The organism is Bradyrhizobium sp. CCBAU 53338, from assembly GCF_015291665.1.
Classification (GTDB): Bacteria; Pseudomonadota; Alphaproteobacteria; order Rhizobiales; family Xanthobacteraceae; genus Bradyrhizobium.
In genome coordinates, this window is sequence record NZ_CP030048.1 from 912,936 (window position 1) to 930,908 (window position 17,973).

19 protein-coding genes are annotated in these 17,973 nt (G+C 65.5%); 9 read left to right on the forward strand and 10 right to left on the reverse strand.

Going from position 1 to position 17,973, the window contains the following annotated elements:
* Positions 1 to 3: 3 nt before the first annotated feature.
* Entirely contained in the window at positions 4 to 1,275 is a 1,272-nt protein-coding gene (locus tag XH90_RS04410; RefSeq protein WP_194479387.1) for an NAD(P)/FAD-dependent oxidoreductase, read from the forward strand.
* A 36-nt stretch (positions 1,276 to 1,311) separates the two neighbouring features.
* Here XH90_RS04410 and XH90_RS04415 read toward each other — a convergent pair whose 3' ends face one another.
* Together XH90_RS04415 and XH90_RS04420 are read right to left on the reverse strand one after the other, a co-directional pair.
* Entirely contained in the window at positions 1,312 to 1,632 is a 321-nt protein-coding gene (locus XH90_RS04415) for a hypothetical protein (RefSeq protein ID WP_194479388.1), read from the reverse strand.
* 111 nt (positions 1,633 to 1,743) lie between these two features.
* Entirely contained in the window at positions 1,744 to 2,319 is a 576-nt protein-coding gene (locus tag XH90_RS04420; RefSeq protein ID WP_194479389.1) for a cysteine hydrolase family protein, read from the reverse strand.
* 242 nt (positions 2,320 to 2,561) lie between these two features.
* Here XH90_RS04420 and XH90_RS04425 point away from each other — a divergent pair, with 242 nt between their 5' ends.
* Entirely contained in the window at positions 2,562 to 4,121 is a 1,560-nt protein-coding gene (locus tag XH90_RS04425) for an oleate hydratase (protein ID WP_194479390.1), read from the forward strand.
* 6 nt (positions 4,122 to 4,127) lie between these two features.
* Here the strand turns inward: XH90_RS04425 and XH90_RS04430 are convergent, their stop codons facing one another.
* The 6 genes from XH90_RS04430 to XH90_RS04455 form a co-directional block, all read right to left on the reverse strand.
* A complete protein-coding gene (locus XH90_RS04430) occupies positions 4,128 to 4,706 on the reverse strand; it encodes a hypothetical protein (RefSeq protein ID WP_194479391.1) in 579 nt (192 codons plus the stop codon).
* Positions 4,707 to 4,919: 213 nt separating this feature from the next.
* Positions 4,920 to 5,663: a CoA-transferase gene (locus XH90_RS04435; protein WP_194479392.1), complete on the reverse strand. Its 744-nt coding sequence runs from the start codon at positions 5,661 to 5,663 to the stop codon at positions 4,920 to 4,922.
* Entirely contained in the window at positions 5,663 to 6,481 is an 819-nt protein-coding gene (locus XH90_RS04440) for a CoA transferase subunit A (RefSeq protein WP_194479393.1), read from the reverse strand. Before XH90_RS04440 ends, XH90_RS04435 begins: the two co-directional genes overlap by 1 nt.
* Positions 6,482 to 6,514: 33 nt before the next feature.
* On the reverse strand, positions 6,515 to 7,828 hold the full coding sequence (locus tag XH90_RS04445) for a tetratricopeptide repeat protein (protein ID WP_194479394.1): 1,314 nt from the start codon (positions 7,826 to 7,828) through the stop codon (positions 6,515 to 6,517).
* Positions 7,829 to 7,843: 15 nt separating this feature from the next.
* A complete protein-coding gene (locus XH90_RS04450) occupies positions 7,844 to 8,854 on the reverse strand; it encodes an aldo/keto reductase (protein WP_194479395.1) in 1,011 nt (336 codons plus the stop codon).
* 153 nt (positions 8,855 to 9,007) lie between these two features.
* Positions 9,008 to 9,433 (reverse strand): PaaI family thioesterase, encoded by a 426-nt coding sequence (locus XH90_RS04455; RefSeq protein WP_194479396.1) that lies wholly within the window; start codon positions 9,431 to 9,433, stop codon positions 9,008 to 9,010.
* 71 nt (positions 9,434 to 9,504) lie between these two features.
* Between XH90_RS04455 and XH90_RS04460 the strand changes: the two genes are divergently transcribed.
* Together XH90_RS04460 and XH90_RS04465 are read left to right on the forward strand one after the other, a co-directional pair.
* A complete protein-coding gene (locus XH90_RS04460; RefSeq protein WP_194479397.1) occupies positions 9,505 to 10,131 on the forward strand; it encodes a CoA pyrophosphatase in 627 nt (208 codons plus the stop codon).
* A 53-nt stretch (positions 10,132 to 10,184) separates the two neighbouring features.
* Entirely contained in the window at positions 10,185 to 11,402 is a 1,218-nt protein-coding gene (locus XH90_RS04465) for a hypothetical protein (RefSeq protein WP_194479398.1), read from the forward strand.
* Between the two features lie 73 nt (positions 11,403 to 11,475).
* Here XH90_RS04465 and XH90_RS04470 read toward each other — a convergent pair whose 3' ends face one another.
* Complete coding sequence (locus tag XH90_RS04470; RefSeq protein WP_194482589.1) at positions 11,476 to 11,778, reverse strand: hypothetical protein; 303 nt, start codon at positions 11,776 to 11,778, stop codon at positions 11,476 to 11,478.
* 195 nt (positions 11,779 to 11,973) lie between these two features.
* On the opposite strand from XH90_RS04470, the gene XH90_RS04475 reads away from it, so the two are divergent.
* From XH90_RS04475 to XH90_RS04495, 5 genes are all read left to right on the forward strand, one after another.
* A complete protein-coding gene (locus XH90_RS04475; RefSeq protein ID WP_194479399.1) occupies positions 11,974 to 12,453 on the forward strand; it encodes a hypothetical protein in 480 nt (159 codons plus the stop codon).
* Between the two features lie 184 nt (positions 12,454 to 12,637).
* Positions 12,638 to 13,585: a TAXI family TRAP transporter solute-binding subunit gene (locus tag XH90_RS04480; RefSeq protein ID WP_194479400.1), complete on the forward strand. Its 948-nt coding sequence runs from the start codon at positions 12,638 to 12,640 to the stop codon at positions 13,583 to 13,585.
* A 102-nt stretch (positions 13,586 to 13,687) separates the two neighbouring features.
* A complete protein-coding gene (locus XH90_RS04485; protein ID WP_194479401.1) occupies positions 13,688 to 15,799 on the forward strand; it encodes a TRAP transporter permease in 2,112 nt (703 codons plus the stop codon).
* Complete coding sequence (locus tag XH90_RS04490; protein WP_194479402.1) at positions 15,760 to 16,179, forward strand: DUF1850 domain-containing protein; 420 nt, start codon at positions 15,760 to 15,762, stop codon at positions 16,177 to 16,179. The genes XH90_RS04485 and XH90_RS04490 overlap by 40 nt, the downstream gene beginning before the upstream one ends.
* 12 nt (positions 16,180 to 16,191) lie before the next feature.
* A complete protein-coding gene (locus tag XH90_RS04495; protein WP_194479403.1) occupies positions 16,192 to 16,998 on the forward strand; it encodes an SDR family NAD(P)-dependent oxidoreductase in 807 nt (268 codons plus the stop codon).
* 176 nt (positions 16,999 to 17,174) lie between these two features.
* Here the strand turns inward: XH90_RS04495 and XH90_RS04500 are convergent, their stop codons facing one another.
* On the reverse strand, positions 17,175 to 17,945 hold the full coding sequence (locus XH90_RS04500; RefSeq protein ID WP_194479404.1) for a hypothetical protein: 771 nt from the start codon (positions 17,943 to 17,945) through the stop codon (positions 17,175 to 17,177).
* Positions 17,946 to 17,973: the final 28 nt, after the last annotated feature.

Here is a 17,973-nt window from a genome sequence, read left to right on the forward strand (position 1 = left end):
AGCATGTCCGATAGGCCAGAGCACATCGTCATCGTCGGCGCTGGCGCGGCCGGCCTGATGGCTGCGCGCGTGCTCGCGCACGGCGGCAGGCGCGTCACGATCCTGGAGGCGCGCGAGCGCTGCGGCGGGCGCATCCATCCGCTGCCAGCATCCAGGTTCGGCTATCCCGCCGATGGGGGCGCCGAGTTCGTCCATGGCGAGGCACCGATCACCCGCGGCCTCGCGCGCGAGGCGGGGCTGACGGTGCGGACGATTGGCGGCGCGCAATGGAGCTTCGACGGCACGACATTCTCGCGCGAGAGCCCGCGCGATCCCTACGACGAACAGCTTCATGCCGCAGTGAAGGATCTGACGGAGGATCTCACCGTCGCCGAGTTCCTGCGCCGTCATTTCGCAGGACCGGACTGCGCGCGGTTGCGGCATGCCGTCGAGCGCATGGTCGAGGGCTATGACGCGGCCGACCCCGCGCGTGCCTCGACATTGGCGCTACGGGACGAATGGATGAACGACGGACATGCGACACAGGCACGCATCGACGGCGGCTATGGCGGCCTGATCGATTTTCTGACGGCGCAGTGCCGCAAGTCCGGCGTTGCCATTCGTTTCGGCGCCGTGGTCACGACGATCGAGGAGGACGGGGGCTCGGTCGCCGTCCGCTGCGCCGGCGGCGAGGTGCAACTCTGCGATCGCGTGATCGTCACCGTGCCGCTGCCGCTATTGCGCGAGATCGCGTTGCCATCAGCCGCGCGCGCAAAGGCGGCAGCCGCCGACGATATCGGCTTCGGCAGCGTCATCAAGATCCTGCTGCGATTTACGCGGCCATGGTGGTGCAAGCGGCGCGAAGAGCTCGCCGATATGCTGTTCCTGTTGTCGGACGAGACCATCCCGGTGTGGTGGACGCAGCGTCCGGACCAGCATCCGGTGCTGACGGGATGGTTCGGCGGTCCGCGGACTGCGGAGCTGTCGCACCTTGATCTCCCGGGATTGATCGACGCCGGGATCTCTTCGCTCGCCGCCATCTTCGGCATTCCGCGCGAGGAGATCGCACGGGATCTCGTGGCGGCCGAAGCCGCCAACTGGGCGCACGATCCCTTTGCCCGCGGCGCCTATTCCTGGGCGACGCCGCGGACGCGCGCGGCGCAGGAGCGCCTGGCGCGCGCCGAGGGCCCGGTGCTGTTCTCAGGCGAGGCGCTCTATCGCGGCCGCGACATGGGAACGGTCGAGGCGGCGCTCGCGAGCGGGCTGGAAACGGCGGAGATGATCCTGCGGGGATGAGAATGGAAGGCCCGCGTCTCCGCGGGCCTTGTTGCCTCACCAGCGATTGCCGCCGAAGCTGAACGTCACGCCGGGACCGCCGCCGCCGTAATAGCCATAGGGTCCGCCGCCGTAGTAGCGGTGGTGCCGCGGATAGTAGCCGTAGCTGCGATAGTGCGGACGATAATAGCCGTGGTGATGCGGGCGCCAGTGGTGATGGCGATGACCGCGATGGCCGTGCCTGTGCTGCGCGCTGATGTCGGTCGATTGGCGCGCCTGCGTGCTCGGCTTGGCCTTGCCACCGCCGGCCGCGTTGGCTGCGGATCCACCGGCCAACGCCGCAGCGCCGACAGCCATCGCGACAAAGAGATACTTCATGTCATCACTCCAGTTGAGAAGTCGAGTGACAACAGATGGGCGCTGCTTGCGTTCCGGCGAGGGCGGGCGTCGAAACGACGCAGACGATCAGCGCGGAAAGCGCGCTGAGGTCTATTGTCGCAGCGCTGCAAGCGAAGCGATCACCTCGTTCGTGGTCACGATGCGGGCGAATTCACCATTCAGATTCGTCAACGTCATCGCGTGGATCTCCTCGGCCGAATGCGTCTCACCATCGGGGCCGACGCGGTCGAATGTCCAGGTCGCATCGCGCACGAGTTGCGCATCGAAGCCGAGATTGCCGGCCATGCGTGTCGTCGTCTCCACGCAATGATTGGTGGTGGCACCGCAGATCACCAGCGTAGCGATGTTGTCAGTGCGCAGGCGTGTCTCGAGGTCGGTGCCGATGAAGGCGCTGTTGACGCGCTTGACGATCACGACCTCGCCGCCCTGCTCGCGCGCTTCGTCCTTGACGGCATAGCCGGAACGCGAGGGCAGGAAGGTCGAGTTCGGCTTGGTGCCTTCGTGGCGGATGTGGAAGATCGGCGCGCCGCGCGCCCTGAATGCTGCGAGCAGGTCCGCGATGCGCGCCACCGCATGCGGATTGTTGCGCCGCTTGCCCGCAGCCTCCCATTCGTCGAATGCCCGTTGGACGTCGACAACGATGAGAGCAGGGAGGGGATGGGGCATGGCGAGGGATTCCGCAGTTTTGCAGACTATGCGAGGCGTTCGCCGGCTCAGGCAATGCCGATTATCCCTCGTTTCGGGACGGCCTCACGGGTGCGGCGCGGGAAGCCGTGGCGCTCCGAGACGACAGAGCACTCACTTCGATTTGAAATCGCGACCTCGGCCGCGCTTGATCCAGCGCAATCTCGACCATCGCGCGCCGATGCAATGTCGGGCCGGGACTTGGACTGCAATCGAGGCAAGGCATGAAGGCTTATTTCATCGGCGGCGGCATCGGATCGCTCGCCGGCGCGGCGTTCCTGATCCGTGATGCGAATCTGTCAGGGCGCGACGTCGTGATCTACGAGGCGCAGCCGCTGGTCGGCGGCAGTCTCGACGGTGCGTTGCTCGAGAACGGCGCCTATTCGCTGCGCGGCGGCCGGATGCTCACCACCGACCATTACGAATGCACCTGGGATCTTCTGTCGGACATCCCTTCGCTCGAACGTCCGGGCCACAGCGTGCGCGACGAGACCGTGGCGTTCAACGTGGAGAACCCCGCGCATTCGCGCGCGCGCCTGGTCGATCGCAACCGCTTCAAGATCGATGTCTCGCATATGGGCTTCACCGCCCGCGATCGACTCGAACTGCTGCGCCTCACCGAAGCGTCGGAAGAGACGTTGGGGGACAGTCGCATCACCGACTGGCTGTCGCCAAAATTCTTCGAATCGAACTTCTGGTACATGTGGCAGACCACCTTTGCCTTCCAGCCCTGGCACAGCGCCGTCGAGCTGAAGCGCTATCTGCACCGCTTCATGAACGAATTCCCGCGCATCGAGACGCTCGCCGGCGTCAAGCGCACGGTCTACAATCAATATGATGCGATCGTGCGGCCGCTCGAGGACTGGCTGAAGCGGCAAGGCGTGCAATTCGTGCGGGGCACGCGCGTCACCGACATGGCCTTCGAGCAGGCAGGCGAGAAGCTGCGGGTGCGCCAACTCGTGCTCGACCGCGATGGCCGCACCGCCAATGTCCGTATCGAGGACGGTGACCTCGTGTTCTTCCAGAACGGCTCGATGACGGACGCCTCGAGCCTCGGCACCATGACCGAGCCCGCGCCGCATCTGACCAAGGCCGACAGCCAGGGCTGGGCGCTCTGGGAGACGATTGCGAGGGGACGTCCCGAATTCGGCAACCCGTCGGCGTTCAACAGCTCGATTCCCGAATCCTACTGGCTGTCGTTCACGGTGACTTGCCGTGACCCGCGCTTCTTCGACCGGATGGAAGCGTTTTCCGGCAACAAGGCCGGCACCGGCGGGCTCGTGACCTTCAGGGATTCCAACTGGCTGATGTCGGTCGTCCTCTATCACCAGCCGCACTTCGCCGGCCAGCCGAAGAACGTCCAGGTGTTCTGGGGCTACGCGCTGCATCCCGATCGCGTCGGCAATTTCGTCGCCAGGCCGATGTCGGATTGCGGCGGTGCCGACATCCTGAGGGAGCTCTGCGGCCATTTGAATTTCGACCGCGCCGTGTTCGACGACGCGATCTGCATTCCCTGCCGCATGCCCTACATCACCAGCATGTTCATGCCGCGCAGCATCAGCGACCGGCCGCTGCCGGTGCCGACGAATTCGGTGAACCTCGCTTTCGTCAGCCAGTTCGTCGAGATTCCCGAAGACGTCGTCTTCACCGTCGAATATTCGGTGCGCGCGGCGCAGACGGCGGTCTATCAGCTGATGAAGATCGACCGCCCGGTGCCGGCCGTGACCCGCCACGACAAGTCGCTCGCCGTGATGTTCGCGACGCTGGAGAAGGCGTTCGCGTGATGGCCGCTACTTGAACGGATCCTGGATCGAGGGCGATGACTGCCTGATGCGGCGCACGCTCACAGGCTTGCCGTCGGAGACGAACAGCAGTTCATAGGTCCGGCCTTCGTTGTCGGTCGCCGAGCAGGTGACGTCGTTCACCTTCCTGGCGGCGAAATTGCCGGTCTGGCGGCAGATACCCGTGGAGGTCTGCTCTGCCGGTACCGGAAGGCCGTCGACCTTGGGCCGGTTCTTGGAGTTGAGCAGCATGCGGTCGATCGGCAGCTCGTAGGAATTGTCGTCGGCCCGCTTGCCGTTCTCGCCGGAGAACGACACGACGTGGTTCTCGTCGCTGGGGTCGTCGACGGCGACGGCGAAATTGACCCGGCCCTTGTCGTCATGAGCAAAGGCCACGGTCTTGCAGGCAAAGCGGCGACCTGCGACCGTCAGTGTCTTGCAGTGGCCCGACATCAACGCGAGCATGTCGACCAGGGAGTTCTGCCGGGCCGGCGGATTGTTCACCGGGATCGCGGTGGAAGATCCGGCAAAACAAGGGCTTGCAAAAGAGACGAGGATTGCAGCCAGACCTAACAGGCGGAGGCGCATCGTCAGGCTCATGTGCCGCGGGGCTACGGAGGGGCGGAAGTTCCGCCCGATAACCCCCGAATCGCAATTTGGTTGCGACCCCGTTTGCCTGACCAATTCCGTCTGGAATACCACCGCGCCACCCATGGGCGATTCGCCCCGATCGCCCCAACACATCCGCAGGCACTTGCCGTCAGGCCGGTGTTTTTTTCGTGGCGGGCAGGGGAGCCGACATCACGCCGCCTGCTTCATGGTCCGCGCAAAGGCCGGATAAGTCTCGGCCAATTCGTCGAAAACCCGTCCGCGCAGCAGCGTCAGCGTCGCGGCATCGGGCCGCGGCGTTTCGCGCACGACCTCGGCCTCCTGGTAGTCAAAGCCTGTGTTCTCACGGATGTCGGCTGGTGTGAACGGCGGGTGCACGGAGCGAAGTGCGAAGCTGCCCGCCTCGCGATCGAAGTCGAACAGCGCCATGTTGGTCAGCAGCGCATGCGGCCCGCCGCGGCGTGGCACCTCCGGCGTGATGGCGCGGGCGCTGACGAAATCGACCTTGGGCACGAACACGCGCTGCGAGTGTTCTTCGCGAAACAGGATCACGCGCGGGATGAGGTGATAGAGATAGGCCGAGCCGAACGAACCGGGCCAGCGCACGCTGCTGGTGGGATAGTCGCCGGTGCCGACCAGGTTGATGTTGCCCTGGCCGTCGATCTGGCCGCCGCCGAGGAAGAACGCGTCGACCCGGCCTTGCGCGGCACAGTCGAACAGCTCGATGCCGCCATTGGTGAAGAAGTTGTGCGCCTGCGACCCCAGGATCGAGATGCGCACCGGCGGCTTGCCACTGAGTTCGTTGCGCGCGCGCAGCAGCATGGCGCCGGCTGCGGGGATCGGCGACGACGCGCCGACGGCGACATGACGGATGCCGTCGAGCAGATCGGCGATGGTGGCGATCAGGATCTCGCGGCGCTCGCGTTCGGCAGACATCAGGCCACCTGCCTGCGATGGGTCAGGAAGGTCGAGAGATAGGCGCGAAAGCCGTCCTCGCTGCGCGCCATCGCCGCGTAGCGCGCGATCTCGGCCTCGTCGGCCGGATATTCGTCCCACAGCGCCAGCGGCCACGCGCCGCGCGCGGCGACCGCGATGCCGTCGACATAGAGCGAGGGCAGCACGCCAGCGGCGGAATCCTCGCTTTCCAGCAGATTGCGATCGACGATGCGCTCCACGGTGACCAGCGTGCGCTTCGAAGCATAAGCGAGGTCGGCGAGTTCGCGATGCCGGCCGATGCGGACATTGCCGGCACGGTCGGCCTCGGGCGCGTGAAACAGCGCGACATCAGGCGAGATCGCGGGCACCACGACCACCTTGCGCGTCTCGCCGACGGGACTGTCGATCACCCGCCAGTCCGGCCGCACGTTGAGCAGATCGCTGCCGATGATGCCGGCGATCGGCATGAACGGCACGCCCTTCTGCGCGGCGAGCAGGCCGGCATAGATCGCGGGGCAGGTGGAGTCGCGGATCGTGAAGGAGCCGTTCTTGACGCCGGCCGTGAAGCGCGGCGCGGCGCCGGCTTCGCCCAGAGACACCGCGCTGGTTTCGAGCGAGGCGATGCTACCTGCGCCGATCAGGAGATCGGCCTGCATGCCCGAGATCGGCACGCAGATCAGCTTGAGGTCATGGATGCCGGCCTCCAACAGCGCTGCGGTCGCCGCCATCGCCACGCCCGAACCGTCGACGGGGATTGCCAGCGACTGGCCAGGTGCAACGCGCGCAGCCAGCGCCTCCAGCGCAACGATCTCGGTCATGGGCGTCCTCCGGTCTGTTGTCTCCATCCTGCCTCAAGCCATCGCTGCCTGCCAGCGCCTATCGCGCAAGGATGGGCGGCGGTGCAGGCGGGCGTCGAGCAGCTCGCGGGCGCGCGGCAGCTCGCCGCTGCGCATCAGGGCGACGAGGAACGTGTCCTCGATCAGCTCGCGCTGCGCATGGCTGCCGCCGATGCGCACCACCTCGCCAAGGACTGGCTCCAGCTCGCGCACGCAAGTCGCGTAGTTCCCACCCGCAAAGGCTGCCAGTGCGCGGCAGATCGCCGGCACCACGACACCGGCCGGCAGCTTGCCGTCGCTGAGCCGCTGCTCGATGACGGCAAGGCGCGCGGCAAGCGCCTCGCGGTTTTGCGTCGCGGCTGCGAGCAACGCCATGTGGACGTCGGCGAAGGGCAGGCCCGATTTCGGGAACAGTTTTTGCGCCGCGGCGTCGGCCTCGACCCAGAGCGGCTTCGGCACCGCGTGGCCGTAAGCCGACAGGCGCCAGAGCAGCGAGGCACTGTCGGTGATGACGTTGAGCGGCGGCGCCTGGGTGGCGGAGGGCTGGAGCACGTCGGCATAGATTTTGAGTGCGCGAGCGGCATCGCCGTGCTCAAGCGCACCGAGCGCCTGGTGCCACAAGATATGGCCGTGCAGGATGCCGGCGCGGTCATAGGTCGGAATCCACGCGTCGACGAGGCGGTCGGCGTCCTCGATAGAGCCATCCTCGAACATCGCATGCAGCACGGCGTGCGCGGCATGGGCGTTGGCGCGACGAAGGTCGAAGCCGCGCTCGGTCACAGCGCGGCCGCGCGCGACGTCGCCATTCTCGGTCATCGCCCAGCCGGACATGGTGAGGAACCACCAGTCCTCGCCGTAATGATGCGCGACGCGTTGGCAGAGCTCGTGCCGCGCGCGGTCGTGATCGGCCATGCCGGAGAAGGCGAACAGGCCGAACGCGCCGAGCGGCAGCGACAGCACCACGGCATCGCGCGGCCAGCGCTCGATATGCCTGGACATGGCTGCGATCGCGTCGGCCCCGCGTCCCTCGATCGCGAGCGCCAGCGTCTCGACATGCGAGCGCTCGCGCTCGGTGCCACGTTTGGTGACGAGCTCGCGCGCCGCTGCGGCCTTCTGGCGAGCGAGATCGCCTTGCTGGTAGAAGGCGTGGACGCGGGCGCGGGTGATGTGGGCCAGCGCGAAATCGGGATCGGCGGCGATGGCGCGCTCCAGCGCCTCCGCCGTGCCGGTCCACCCAGCAAGCATGAGATCGACGCCTTCCCGATAGGCGGATGCGGCCTGATCGGAGGTGGTGGAGAGCTGCAGGCCGTAGCGGTCTTCATGCGCCATCGTCGTCTCCCGCTCTCACGCCGTCCGCGCGCGGCGTCCTTCGATCGGATAGGCCGGATCGTTGTAGCCCGGTGTCGAGGGATGGCCCGGCACGACCAGCCGGTCGATCAGCGCCTCGTCTTCCGCGGTGAAGCGGTAGTCGAGCGCGCTGATGTAGCCGTCCCACTGCTCCTCGGTGCGCGGGCCTGCGACGATCGACGAGACGAAGGCGGAGTTCAGCACCCAGGCGACCGCGAATTGCCCGGCGGTGATGCCGTTCTTCTCGGCGTGGGTCTTGATCTCCTGCGCGAGCTGGAGCGATTCTGGTCGCCACTCGGTCTGCATCATCCTGACGTCGTTGCGGCCCGCGCGTGTCTCCTTGTCCGGAGCGGCGTCGGGCTTGTACTTGCCGGTGAGCACCCCGCGCGCCAGCGGGCTGTAGGGCACGATGCCGAGGCCATAATAGGAGCAGGCCGGAAAATGCTCGACCTCGGGCATGCGGTTCATCGCGTTGTAGTAGGGCTGGCTCACCACGGGACGGTCGATGCCGAGTCGGTCGCAGATGTTGCAGATCTCGGCGACGCGCCAGGCGCGGTAGTTCGACACGCCGAAATAGCGGATCTTGCCTGATCGGATCAGGTCGCCCATCGCGCGCACCGTCTCCTCCAGCGGCGTCGCATGGTCTTCCTTGTGCAGATAGTAGATGTCGATGTGGTCGGTGCCGAGCCGCTTCAGGCTCTCCTCCGCCGCCTGCAACATCCAGCGCCGCGACAGCCCGCCGCGATTAGGATCATTCCCCATGGGATTGGCGAGCTTTGTCGCGAGCACCCAGGCGTGCCTGATGTTGCCGATGGCGCGACCGACGACTTCCTCGGAGCCGCCCTTCGAATAAGCATCCGCTGTGTCGATGAAGTTGATGCCGGCATCATGCGCCTTGGCGATGATGCGCCTTGATGCCGCCTCATCGGTCGGCCCGCCGAACATCATGGTGCCCAGGCAAATCGGCGAGACTTTCAGGCCGCTGCGGCCGAGTTGGCGGTATTGCATGGGCTGTTTCCTCGAGGCTTCCGTTGCGGGACACCATAGCCAGCTACGCCGGTCATTGCGAGCGTAGCGGAGCAATGCAGAGATGCATCCGGTCAAGCCGGGCGACGACAGGGGAGGGCGCGATGCGCAGCGGCGGGAGCCTGACCGCAGACCCTACGCCGGCCCCTTCAAGATCTTGAATACGCCGTTCGCCATCACGATGCAGCGGTCGTCGACCGTCACCTCTGTGCTCATGAAGATCAGGCTGCGGGTCGAGCGCACCACGCGGGGGCGGGAGATCAGAATGTCGCCGATCTTGCCGGCCTCGACGAAATGAGTGTCGAGCTGCACCGTTGCCATGTACTCCTTGCCGGAGACGTAGCGGGCGGTCATGCCGCAGGTGCGGTCCGCGAAGGTCATCATCACGCCGCCCTGAACCATGCCGCGGCGGTTGTGGTGCTTGTCTTCGGTCGCGAGTGCGAACTCGTACTGGCCGCCGACCTTGCGCTCCCACAACGGGCCGACCAGATGCATGAAGCCTGTCGTCTCCAGGATGGTCCAGCCGTCGGATTTGAGCTTCGCTGTGGCCTTGCTGGTCATCGCTCCGTCCATCCTTGCAACACGTGTCTCTCCTCGTTTCATCGAGCGCGGTCCTGGTGTAGTCAAGCATCATGAGAGCTTTCGGCGATGCCACCAGACGGAATATCGAAGAGGCCTGCGCGTCCTTCGCGCGGCTGCCGGATGCAGCCGGGCCGTCGGCACTGAAGCGCGCCGCGGTGGTACTGGCGCTGACCGCATCCCATGACGGCGACGACACGGCGTTTCTGCTGACCAGACGCGCATCGAGTTTGCGCTCCCATCGCGGCCAGTGGGCGCTGCCGGGTGGACGCTGCGATGCCGGCGAGACGCCGGTCGAGGCGGCGCTGCGCGAGCTCGACGAAGAGCTTGCGCTCAAGCTTCCGGCCGATGCAGTGCTCGGCCTGCTCGATGATTATCCGACGCGCTCCGGTTATCTGATCACGCCGGTCGTGGTCTGGGCCTCGAGCAGTGATGCGATCGTGCCGAACCCGGACGAAGTCGCCTCCGTCCATCGCATCGCGCTCGACACGATTGAACGCGACGACGCCTTCGATTTCACCGCCATCCCCGAAAGCGCCCGTCGCGTGATTCGCTTCCATCACCAGATGAGCCTGATCCACGCGCCGACCGCGGCGCTGATCTACCAGTTCCGCGAGCTGCTGGCGGGGCGGCAGACCCGCGTCGCCGACCTGGAACAGCCCGTTTTCGCCTGGAAATGATGGTAAACGGCGCGTTAACGTGACGGTTACCGGATGCCTGCTAAGAGGGCAGCATGCATCATTCGATTCGAACACATCTGGCGCTGGTTCCACTCGTGCTCGTCCTGCTCGTTCCCGCTGCGCGCGGCGGCGAGTCCGACACGCTGCCGCCGGCCGTCAGCAATGCCAACGCCCAGCTGTTGTCGCAGTTTTTTGCGCAAGGCGGGGGCGCATCGCCTGCGGTGCTCGAATATCGCCGCAAGCTGGCCGAGTATCAGCAGATCCGCGGCGCATTCGATGCCGAGGCCGGCGCCTATTGGGGCCAGGTCACGGAGAAGCGGAAAGGGCGCAACGCCAAGCGGCGCAGCGGACAACAAATCACGCTCGACGACTACGTGCTGGACCAGCCGCCGGTTTACACCGGGCCGAAGCGGCCGGTGAATCCGGAGCCGGAGGAAACGCCGGAGCGGCCGCCTCGCAAGCCGCTTCCGGTCGCCTCCGATCTGCTGCGTGCCGCGCGGGATCTCTATCAATTCACGCCGCAGCGCCCCGCGAACGAGGTCGAGTTCAAGCGCGCCTATGCGCGCTATGCGCTCGCTTCCGGGCTCACGCGCGAGCAGGCGGTGCGGGTCTATTCGTTCGAAACCGGCGGCACCGGCAATTACGACGTGCAGGCGGGCATCGAGCATGGCGGCAAGCGCGCGATCTCGACCGCGATGGGCTACAACCAGCTGCTCACCACCAACAGCGTGGAACTGCTGGCCGAGCAGGGCCGCGAGCTCATCCGCGCGCTGTCAGACAAAGTGGCGCGCGCTTCAGGGCCGGCGCGGCAGTCGCTCGAGCACAAGCTTGCCGTGCTGAAGAAGATGGTGGCTCATGCGAAGTCGGTGCCGGACTCCTGGTCGGAGCACGAGAAGATCGGCGACACCGCGCAGGGCTGGGCCATGCATGCAATGGTGCTCGACGTCGACATCGGCCCGATGCTGCAGACCCACAAGCTGCTGACCTCGGTGCTGTTCGCCCGCGCCAAGGGCTATACCCGTCCGCTGACTGCTGCCGAGCTCGAGATGATGAATCTCACCGGCGACGGCACCGGCCTCGACATGGTGACGATGCCGCAGGCGATGCGCGAGCAGGTGCCGACCTCGAACTTCTTCCAGCGCGGCGGCTACGAGCGCAACCCGGTTGCGATCCGCCACAACACGGTGGCGAAGCTGCTGGCCGTGACGGACGCGCGGATGGATTCGAACAGCAGCAAGCCCGGCGCAAGGGAACTGGCAGCGGCGTTCTAGGGTACTGGCTGGTTGCCTCCTCATCTCTCCCCGCAAGAGCGGGGTGAGGGAGCGCGCACCGTGTTCGTGGCGTTTACTGATCCGGCCCGAACTTGAACCTGCCGTCCCCTTCCAGATATTGCCCGCTGCGCATGTAGAGCTGGCCGTTCTGGCCGATGAAGAACAGCGTGCCCTTGGGCACCTTCTTGGCGCCCTTCAAGAGTTCGCCGGCATTGCTGGTGCCCATCTTGTAGGAAAAGGTCTTGCCTTCCTTGTCATAGGCATAGCCGGTGTCCGGCCTGAGCTCCCACGGCGTTGCCGCTTTTTGCGCGCAGGCGGGAGCGGCGAGTGCGCCGAGCGCAGCTACGATTGCAAATGTCTTGATTGAAAATGCCATCATCCATCCTCCCCAAAATCGGGGCGCCCTTGCTTGAACAAATCACGAACGGTAGATCCGGGTCAACTTGCGATGACGCCGCAGCGCATCACACCTTGCCCAGCAGTTTGTGATTTTCCCTTCGTCCCCTCGCGACTATGTTCCGCTTTCAGTCTAGAACGCAACACGACAAAGATATTGGTGGGGATGATTCGAATGCGCCATGTCATTAAATTCTGCGGAATCGCTGCGGTGTCGCTGACGGCGCTGGCGCAGGCCGCCCGGGCCGATGACTTCCAGCTCAGCCACAACCAGCGGATTTCGTGCAGCCGCGGTCTTGCCCCCGGCAAGCTCAACACGGCGACCTGCAAGTCCTACACCTATCTCTTCAACACCAAGACCTCGGAATATTTCCGCTGCCAGGTCTCGCTGGCGCTGACCCGCGACAACAAGGAAGTCATCAACGTCCAGACGGACGGTGGCTGCACCAAGAAGCCGCGCATCTTCGAGGCGGATGGCCACTATGATTTCGACGCAACCGAGACCGAGCCGCCGAACACCAACTCGTTCTTCGGCCCCGGCGGTTACTCGGTCTGGGCGGCCGACATGACCGCGCAGAAGATTCGCGGCTGCATCACCATCTCCTCCGGGCTCGGCTCCGACATTTCCAAGTGCGTGGACATGACTTTCCAATGACGGCCTGCCTGCGGCGGCGAGGCGGATGCCGACGATCCGGCTGCGCCACGTCGCCGCACCCACCGGGTTCCCTCAAAGCCCAGCCAAAACAATCGCTTCCGCAGCCCTGTTTTGCCTTTTGGATGGGTTGACCCGTCCGCCTCATCCGGCCAATTTCGCCGCCGGTTTGGGGAGTACAACAACCATGAAACGGACGATTTTCGGCGTGGCCGCGGCTTTGGCTCTGGCGGCGTCGGCACCTTGCGCGCAGGCGCAATCCTTCATCAACGTACTGACCGGGGGCACCTCCGGCGTCTACTATCCGCTCGGGGTCGCGATCGGGAAGATCTACGGCGACAAGATTCCGAACGTGAAGACGCAGGTGCAGGCCACCAAGGCGTCGGTCGAAAATCTCATTCTGCTCCAGCAGGGCCGCGGCGAACTGGCGTTCACGCTGGGCGACTCGCTGAAAGCCGCCTGGGATGGCGACGAGGAAGCCGGCTTCAAGACGAAGCTGGACAAGCTGCGCACCATCGGCGCGATCTATCCGAACTACATCCAGATCGTCGCGACCGCCGAGAGCGGCATCAAGACGCTCGCCGACCTCAAGGGCAAGAGCCTGTCGGTCGGCGCGCCGAAGTCGGGCACCGAGCTGAACTCGCGCGCGATCCTGGCCGCCGCCGGCATGACCTACAAGGATCTCGGCAAGGTGGAATATCTGCCGTTCGCCGAATCCGTCGACCTGATGAAGAACCGCCAGCTCGCGGCGACCCTGCAATCGGCGGGCCTCGGCGTGGCTTCGCTCAAGGATCTCTCGACCTCGGCCCCGATCACGGTGGTTGCGGTACCGAAGGAGACCGTCGACAAGATCGGCCCGCCCTTCATCTCGGCGGTGATCCCGGCCAACACCTATACCGGCCAGGACAAGGACGTGCCGACCGCGGCCGTGGTCAACTACCTCGTGACCTCCTCGGCAGTGTCGGACGACCTCGCCTATCAAATGACGAAGCTGGTCTACGAGTCGCTGCCCGAGCTCGCCAACGCGCACGCGGCGGGCAAGGAGATCAAGCTCGAGACGGCGGCCACCGGAAGCCCGGTTCCGCTGCATCCCGGCGCGATCCGCTATTACAAGGAAAAAGGGCTGATCAAGTAACACAGGTGTCATGGCCGGGCTTGACCCGGCCATCCATCCTCGAACAGTCATCTCTCGATGGATGCCCGGGTCAAGCCCGGGCATGGGCGCGGGGACAGATCGATGTTGCAGGCTGAGGGTACCGACGCGGCGCCCATCAAGGTCGAGTTCGACAATTTCGAGCACGGTTTTCCGGAAGGTTTTGGCCCGGGCTGGTGGGGCGCGCTCGCCTACTGGATCGGCATCGCCTTTGCGACCTTCCAGCTCTATGTCGCGGCCTTCAACTATCTGCCGAGCCAGGTGGTGCGTGGCGTCCACGTCGGCTTCCTGGTCCTGCTCACCTTCGGCCTGATCGCCAACTTCACCGCGAAGAGCAATTTCGGCCGTGCGCTCGGTTGGACGATCGGCGGCGCCGGTTTCTTCTGCGGTCTCTATCAGTGGATCTTCTACGCCGATTTGATCGCGCGTGACGGCGATCCGACCAGGCTCGACCTCGCTGTCGGCACGCTGCTCGCAGTGCTGATCTTCGAGGGCACGCGGCGCCTGATGGGTGCGGCGCTGCCGCTGATGTGCGGTGCGTGTCTCGTCTATTGGTTCTTCGGGCAGTACCTGCCGTCGCCGCTGAACCATCGCGGCTATGACTTCGACCAGATCGTCACGCATCTGTCCTACGGCACCGAAGGCTTCTACGGTGTGCCGATCTACGTCTCGGCGACCTACATCTTCCTGTTCATCCTGTTCGGTTCGTTCCTGGAGCGCGCCGGCATGATCCAGCTCTTCACCGACGTTTCGCTCGGGCTGTTCGGCCGGACCCGCGGTGGACCTGCCAAGGTCGCGGTGTTCGCCTCGGGCATGATGGGTACGATCTCGGGCTCCGGCGTCGCCAACGTCGTTACCGTCGGCCAGTTCACGATCCCCTTGATGATCAGGTTCGGCTACCGCCGCGCCTTTGCCGCCGGCGTCGAGGCGACGGCCTCGATGGGCGGCCAGATCATGCCGCCGGTGATGGGCGCGGTCGCGTTCATCATGGCGGAGACGCTCGGCGTTCAGTACTCGGAGATCGTGAAAGCGGCCGCGATCCCCGCAGTGCTCTATTTCGCCTCCGCTTTCTGGATGGTGCATCTGGAAGCCGGCAAGCACGGCCTGCACGGTATGAAGCGTTCGGAAACGCCGAGCGCCTGGAAGGCGCTGGTGAAGGGCTGGTACTTGGTGTTGCCGCTCGCAGCCCTTGTCTACATGCTGTTCGAGGGCTTCACGCCGCTCTATGCCGGCAGCATGGGTCTCGCGCTGACGGTGACGCTGATCCTGGGCGCGAGCATCACGGCCGGCGCGTCCTCGATGCTGATCCGCTACATCTTCTGGATCGGGCTCGCGCTGGTCGTTGCCGCGCTCTCGCATGACGGGCTGAAGATCGTGCCGGTCGGCTGCGTCGTGATCGCTCTGGTCCTCGTCACGGCCTTCGTCCGTGGTGGTGTTGCGGCACTGCGCTCATGCCGTGATTCGCTTGCTGAAAGCGCAAAATCCGCCATCACCGTCGGCATGGCCTGCGCCATCGTCGGCGTCATCATCGGCATGATGTCGCAGACCGGCGTCGGCACCATCTTCGGCAGCTGGGTGATCGGTCTCGGCGAGAAGAGCCTGTTCCTGGCACTGATCATGACCATGCTGCTGTCGATCCTGCTCGGCACCGGCATCCCGACCATCCCGACCTACATCATCACCGCAGCGCTTGCCGCGCCGGCGCTGGCGAAACTCGGCGTGCCGCTGATCGCGAGCCACATGTTCGCGTTCTACTACGGCATCATGGCCGACCTCTCGCCGCCGGTCGCGCTCGCAGCTCTTGCGGCCGCGCCGATCGCGAAGGAGAACCCGGACAAGATCGGCTGGGAGGCGATGCGCATTGCGCTTGCCGGCTACGTCATCCCCTTCATCTTCGTCTATTCGCCGGCCTTGATGCTGCAGGCCGGCGATCCCATGGCGGCCAGGCTCGGCTTCTACGGCGCGGTGGCGCTGGCGAGCTTCAAGGCGCTGGTGGCGATCGCGCTGTTCGGCATGGTCGCGATCGGCTTCCTGTTCACGCGGCTGTTGCTGCTCGAGCGCGTGGTGGCGCTGGGCGCCGCGCTGTGCCTGCTCGGCGACTTCCCGTTCAGTGACACCGCGGGCTTCGTGCTCTCGGCGGCACTCGTGCTGTGGCAATGGCGGCAGCGTCCGCCTGCCGTCGTCGAGGCGGTGTGAGCCTCTGCTTCGCAACGGCCGGCGGCGTGAAGGCGCTGGCGCTGTCCGCGTTCACGCTTGTCTGGACGCATTCGATCGCGAAGGTCGACTGGCAGGAAGATTGGCGCGTCACGCCCGCGGGTCTCGAACTCGTGCAGGCCCGCGTCAAGGGCACCGGCCCCGGCATGGAGCCGCCGCCCGAGGCGCGGCTCGTCGACGGCTGGTTTCAATGGCAGCCGAAGCGCGCTCCGATGCCGGAGGTCGTGCTCGGCAATTCCGGCGCCGCCGGCGAATGGCGGCTATGCCATGACGGGACGTGCCGGACGCTTTCGGAGATTGTCGGCCATCCCATCGGTGCTAACGTCACCAAGATGAGCATCTGCGACGAACAGCAGAAATAAGGGAGAGATGCGATGGACCGGCTCAAGGGCAAGGTTGCGATGGTGGTGGGCGCCGGGTCGATCGGCCCCGGCTGGGGCAACGGCAAGGCGACCGCGGCGACCTTTGCGCGCGAGGGCGCGCAGGTGTTTTGCGTCGACCGCAGCGGCGCAGCCGCGGAAGAGACTGCCAGGATCATCACCGGCGAGGGCGGCAAGGCAACCGCATTCACCGCCGACGTCTCGCGGCCTGCCGAGATCGAGGCGATGGTCGCGGCGTGCCTCAAGGCCTATGGCCGCATCGACGTGCTCGACAACAATGTCGGCATCGCCGAGATGGGCAGCGTCGTCGAGGTGACCGAAGAGAGCTGGGACCGCGTCTTCAGCGTCAACCTCAAGAGCGCCTATTTCGCCATGAAGCACGTGATCCCCGTGATGGTGAAGCAGGGTGGCGGCTCGATCATCAATATTTCCTCGATCGCCTCGATCCGCCACATGGGCATCTCCTACGTCACCTACGGCACCTCGAAGGCCGCCATGAACCAGATGACCCGCACCACGGCAATCGAGTTCGCGAAGCACCATGTCCGGGTGAATGCGATCCTGCCGGGCCTGATGAAGACGCCGATGGTGGAGCATTCCGCCGGCCTCGCCAACAGCTACGCCAAGGGCGATGTCGAGGCGATGTGGCGAGCCCGCGATGCGCAGGTGCCGATGGGCCATATGGGCGACGCGTTCGACGTCGCCAACGCCGCGCTGTTCCTGGCCTCGGACGAGTCGAGATATGTGACGGGGATCGAGCTCGTGGTGGACGGCGGGATCACGTGCAAGGCGGGGGCCTGATCTGGCTTCAGCTAGCCCCGTCATCCTGAGGCGCGAGTGGCGCGATGCAAGGCATCGCGCCGGGAGCCTCGAAGGATGAACGGCCCCGCTGCAGCCGGGCCGTCGCCCTTCGAGGGCCGCTGAAGAAGCGGCCACTTCAGGGTGACGGCGCTACATTGATGCTGCGGCTACAGGACTTACTGCGCCAGCGCCAAAATCCCTCCGGCGAAGGCGTGCCACGCCGCCGTCTCGCTGATCGGCCAGTTCAGCACCTTCACGGCCAGCAGCGCGAGCGTGCCGGTGATGTAGACCGGATGCACACGGCCCTCGACGCGCCAGTCTCGCACCATGGCGACGACGAGCAGCAGCGAGGCGACCACCGCCGGGGCGATCGTCACCGGCACTGGCGGCGGACCCGGCGGCCCGGGAGGTGCGAGGAAGGTCAGAAACCAGCGCGCGATTGCGGCGTCGAGGATCGAGACTGCGGCGAGGAGCATCAAGCGCTTGTGGATCTCGGGCCTGCGCGTATTCATGATGGCGAGCACGAATATCACTGCGAAGAACGCGATCCCGCTCATCGGCACGATCGAGAAGGCGATGCCGGCGTCCTTCTGCCCAAGCGCAGCGGAATGCTGCATCACATGCACGGAGGCGAGGAAGCCGAAGATCGTCATCGCGGTCGCAAGCGAGACGCCGGCAATTCCGAGCGAACGGTGATTGACCACGCGGCCCGACGCCGCCAGCCAGGTCTGGAGCACAAAATAAAGTGTCCAGGTGAAGAACAAGAGTCCGTGAAAATGAATCACCGGGCTCGCGGAAAATGTCCGGTGGACGAGCGGCACCCAATAGGTCGGCGCGAAGCCGAGGAAGGCGGTGGCTGCGCAGGCCAGCGCCATGTGGAGGTAAAAATATCGTGCGGGCGACGCATCACGCGCGCGCACACGACGGTCGTCGATCAAGGTCGTCATCTGGAATGAGTCCGGGGAGGGGCAGTTT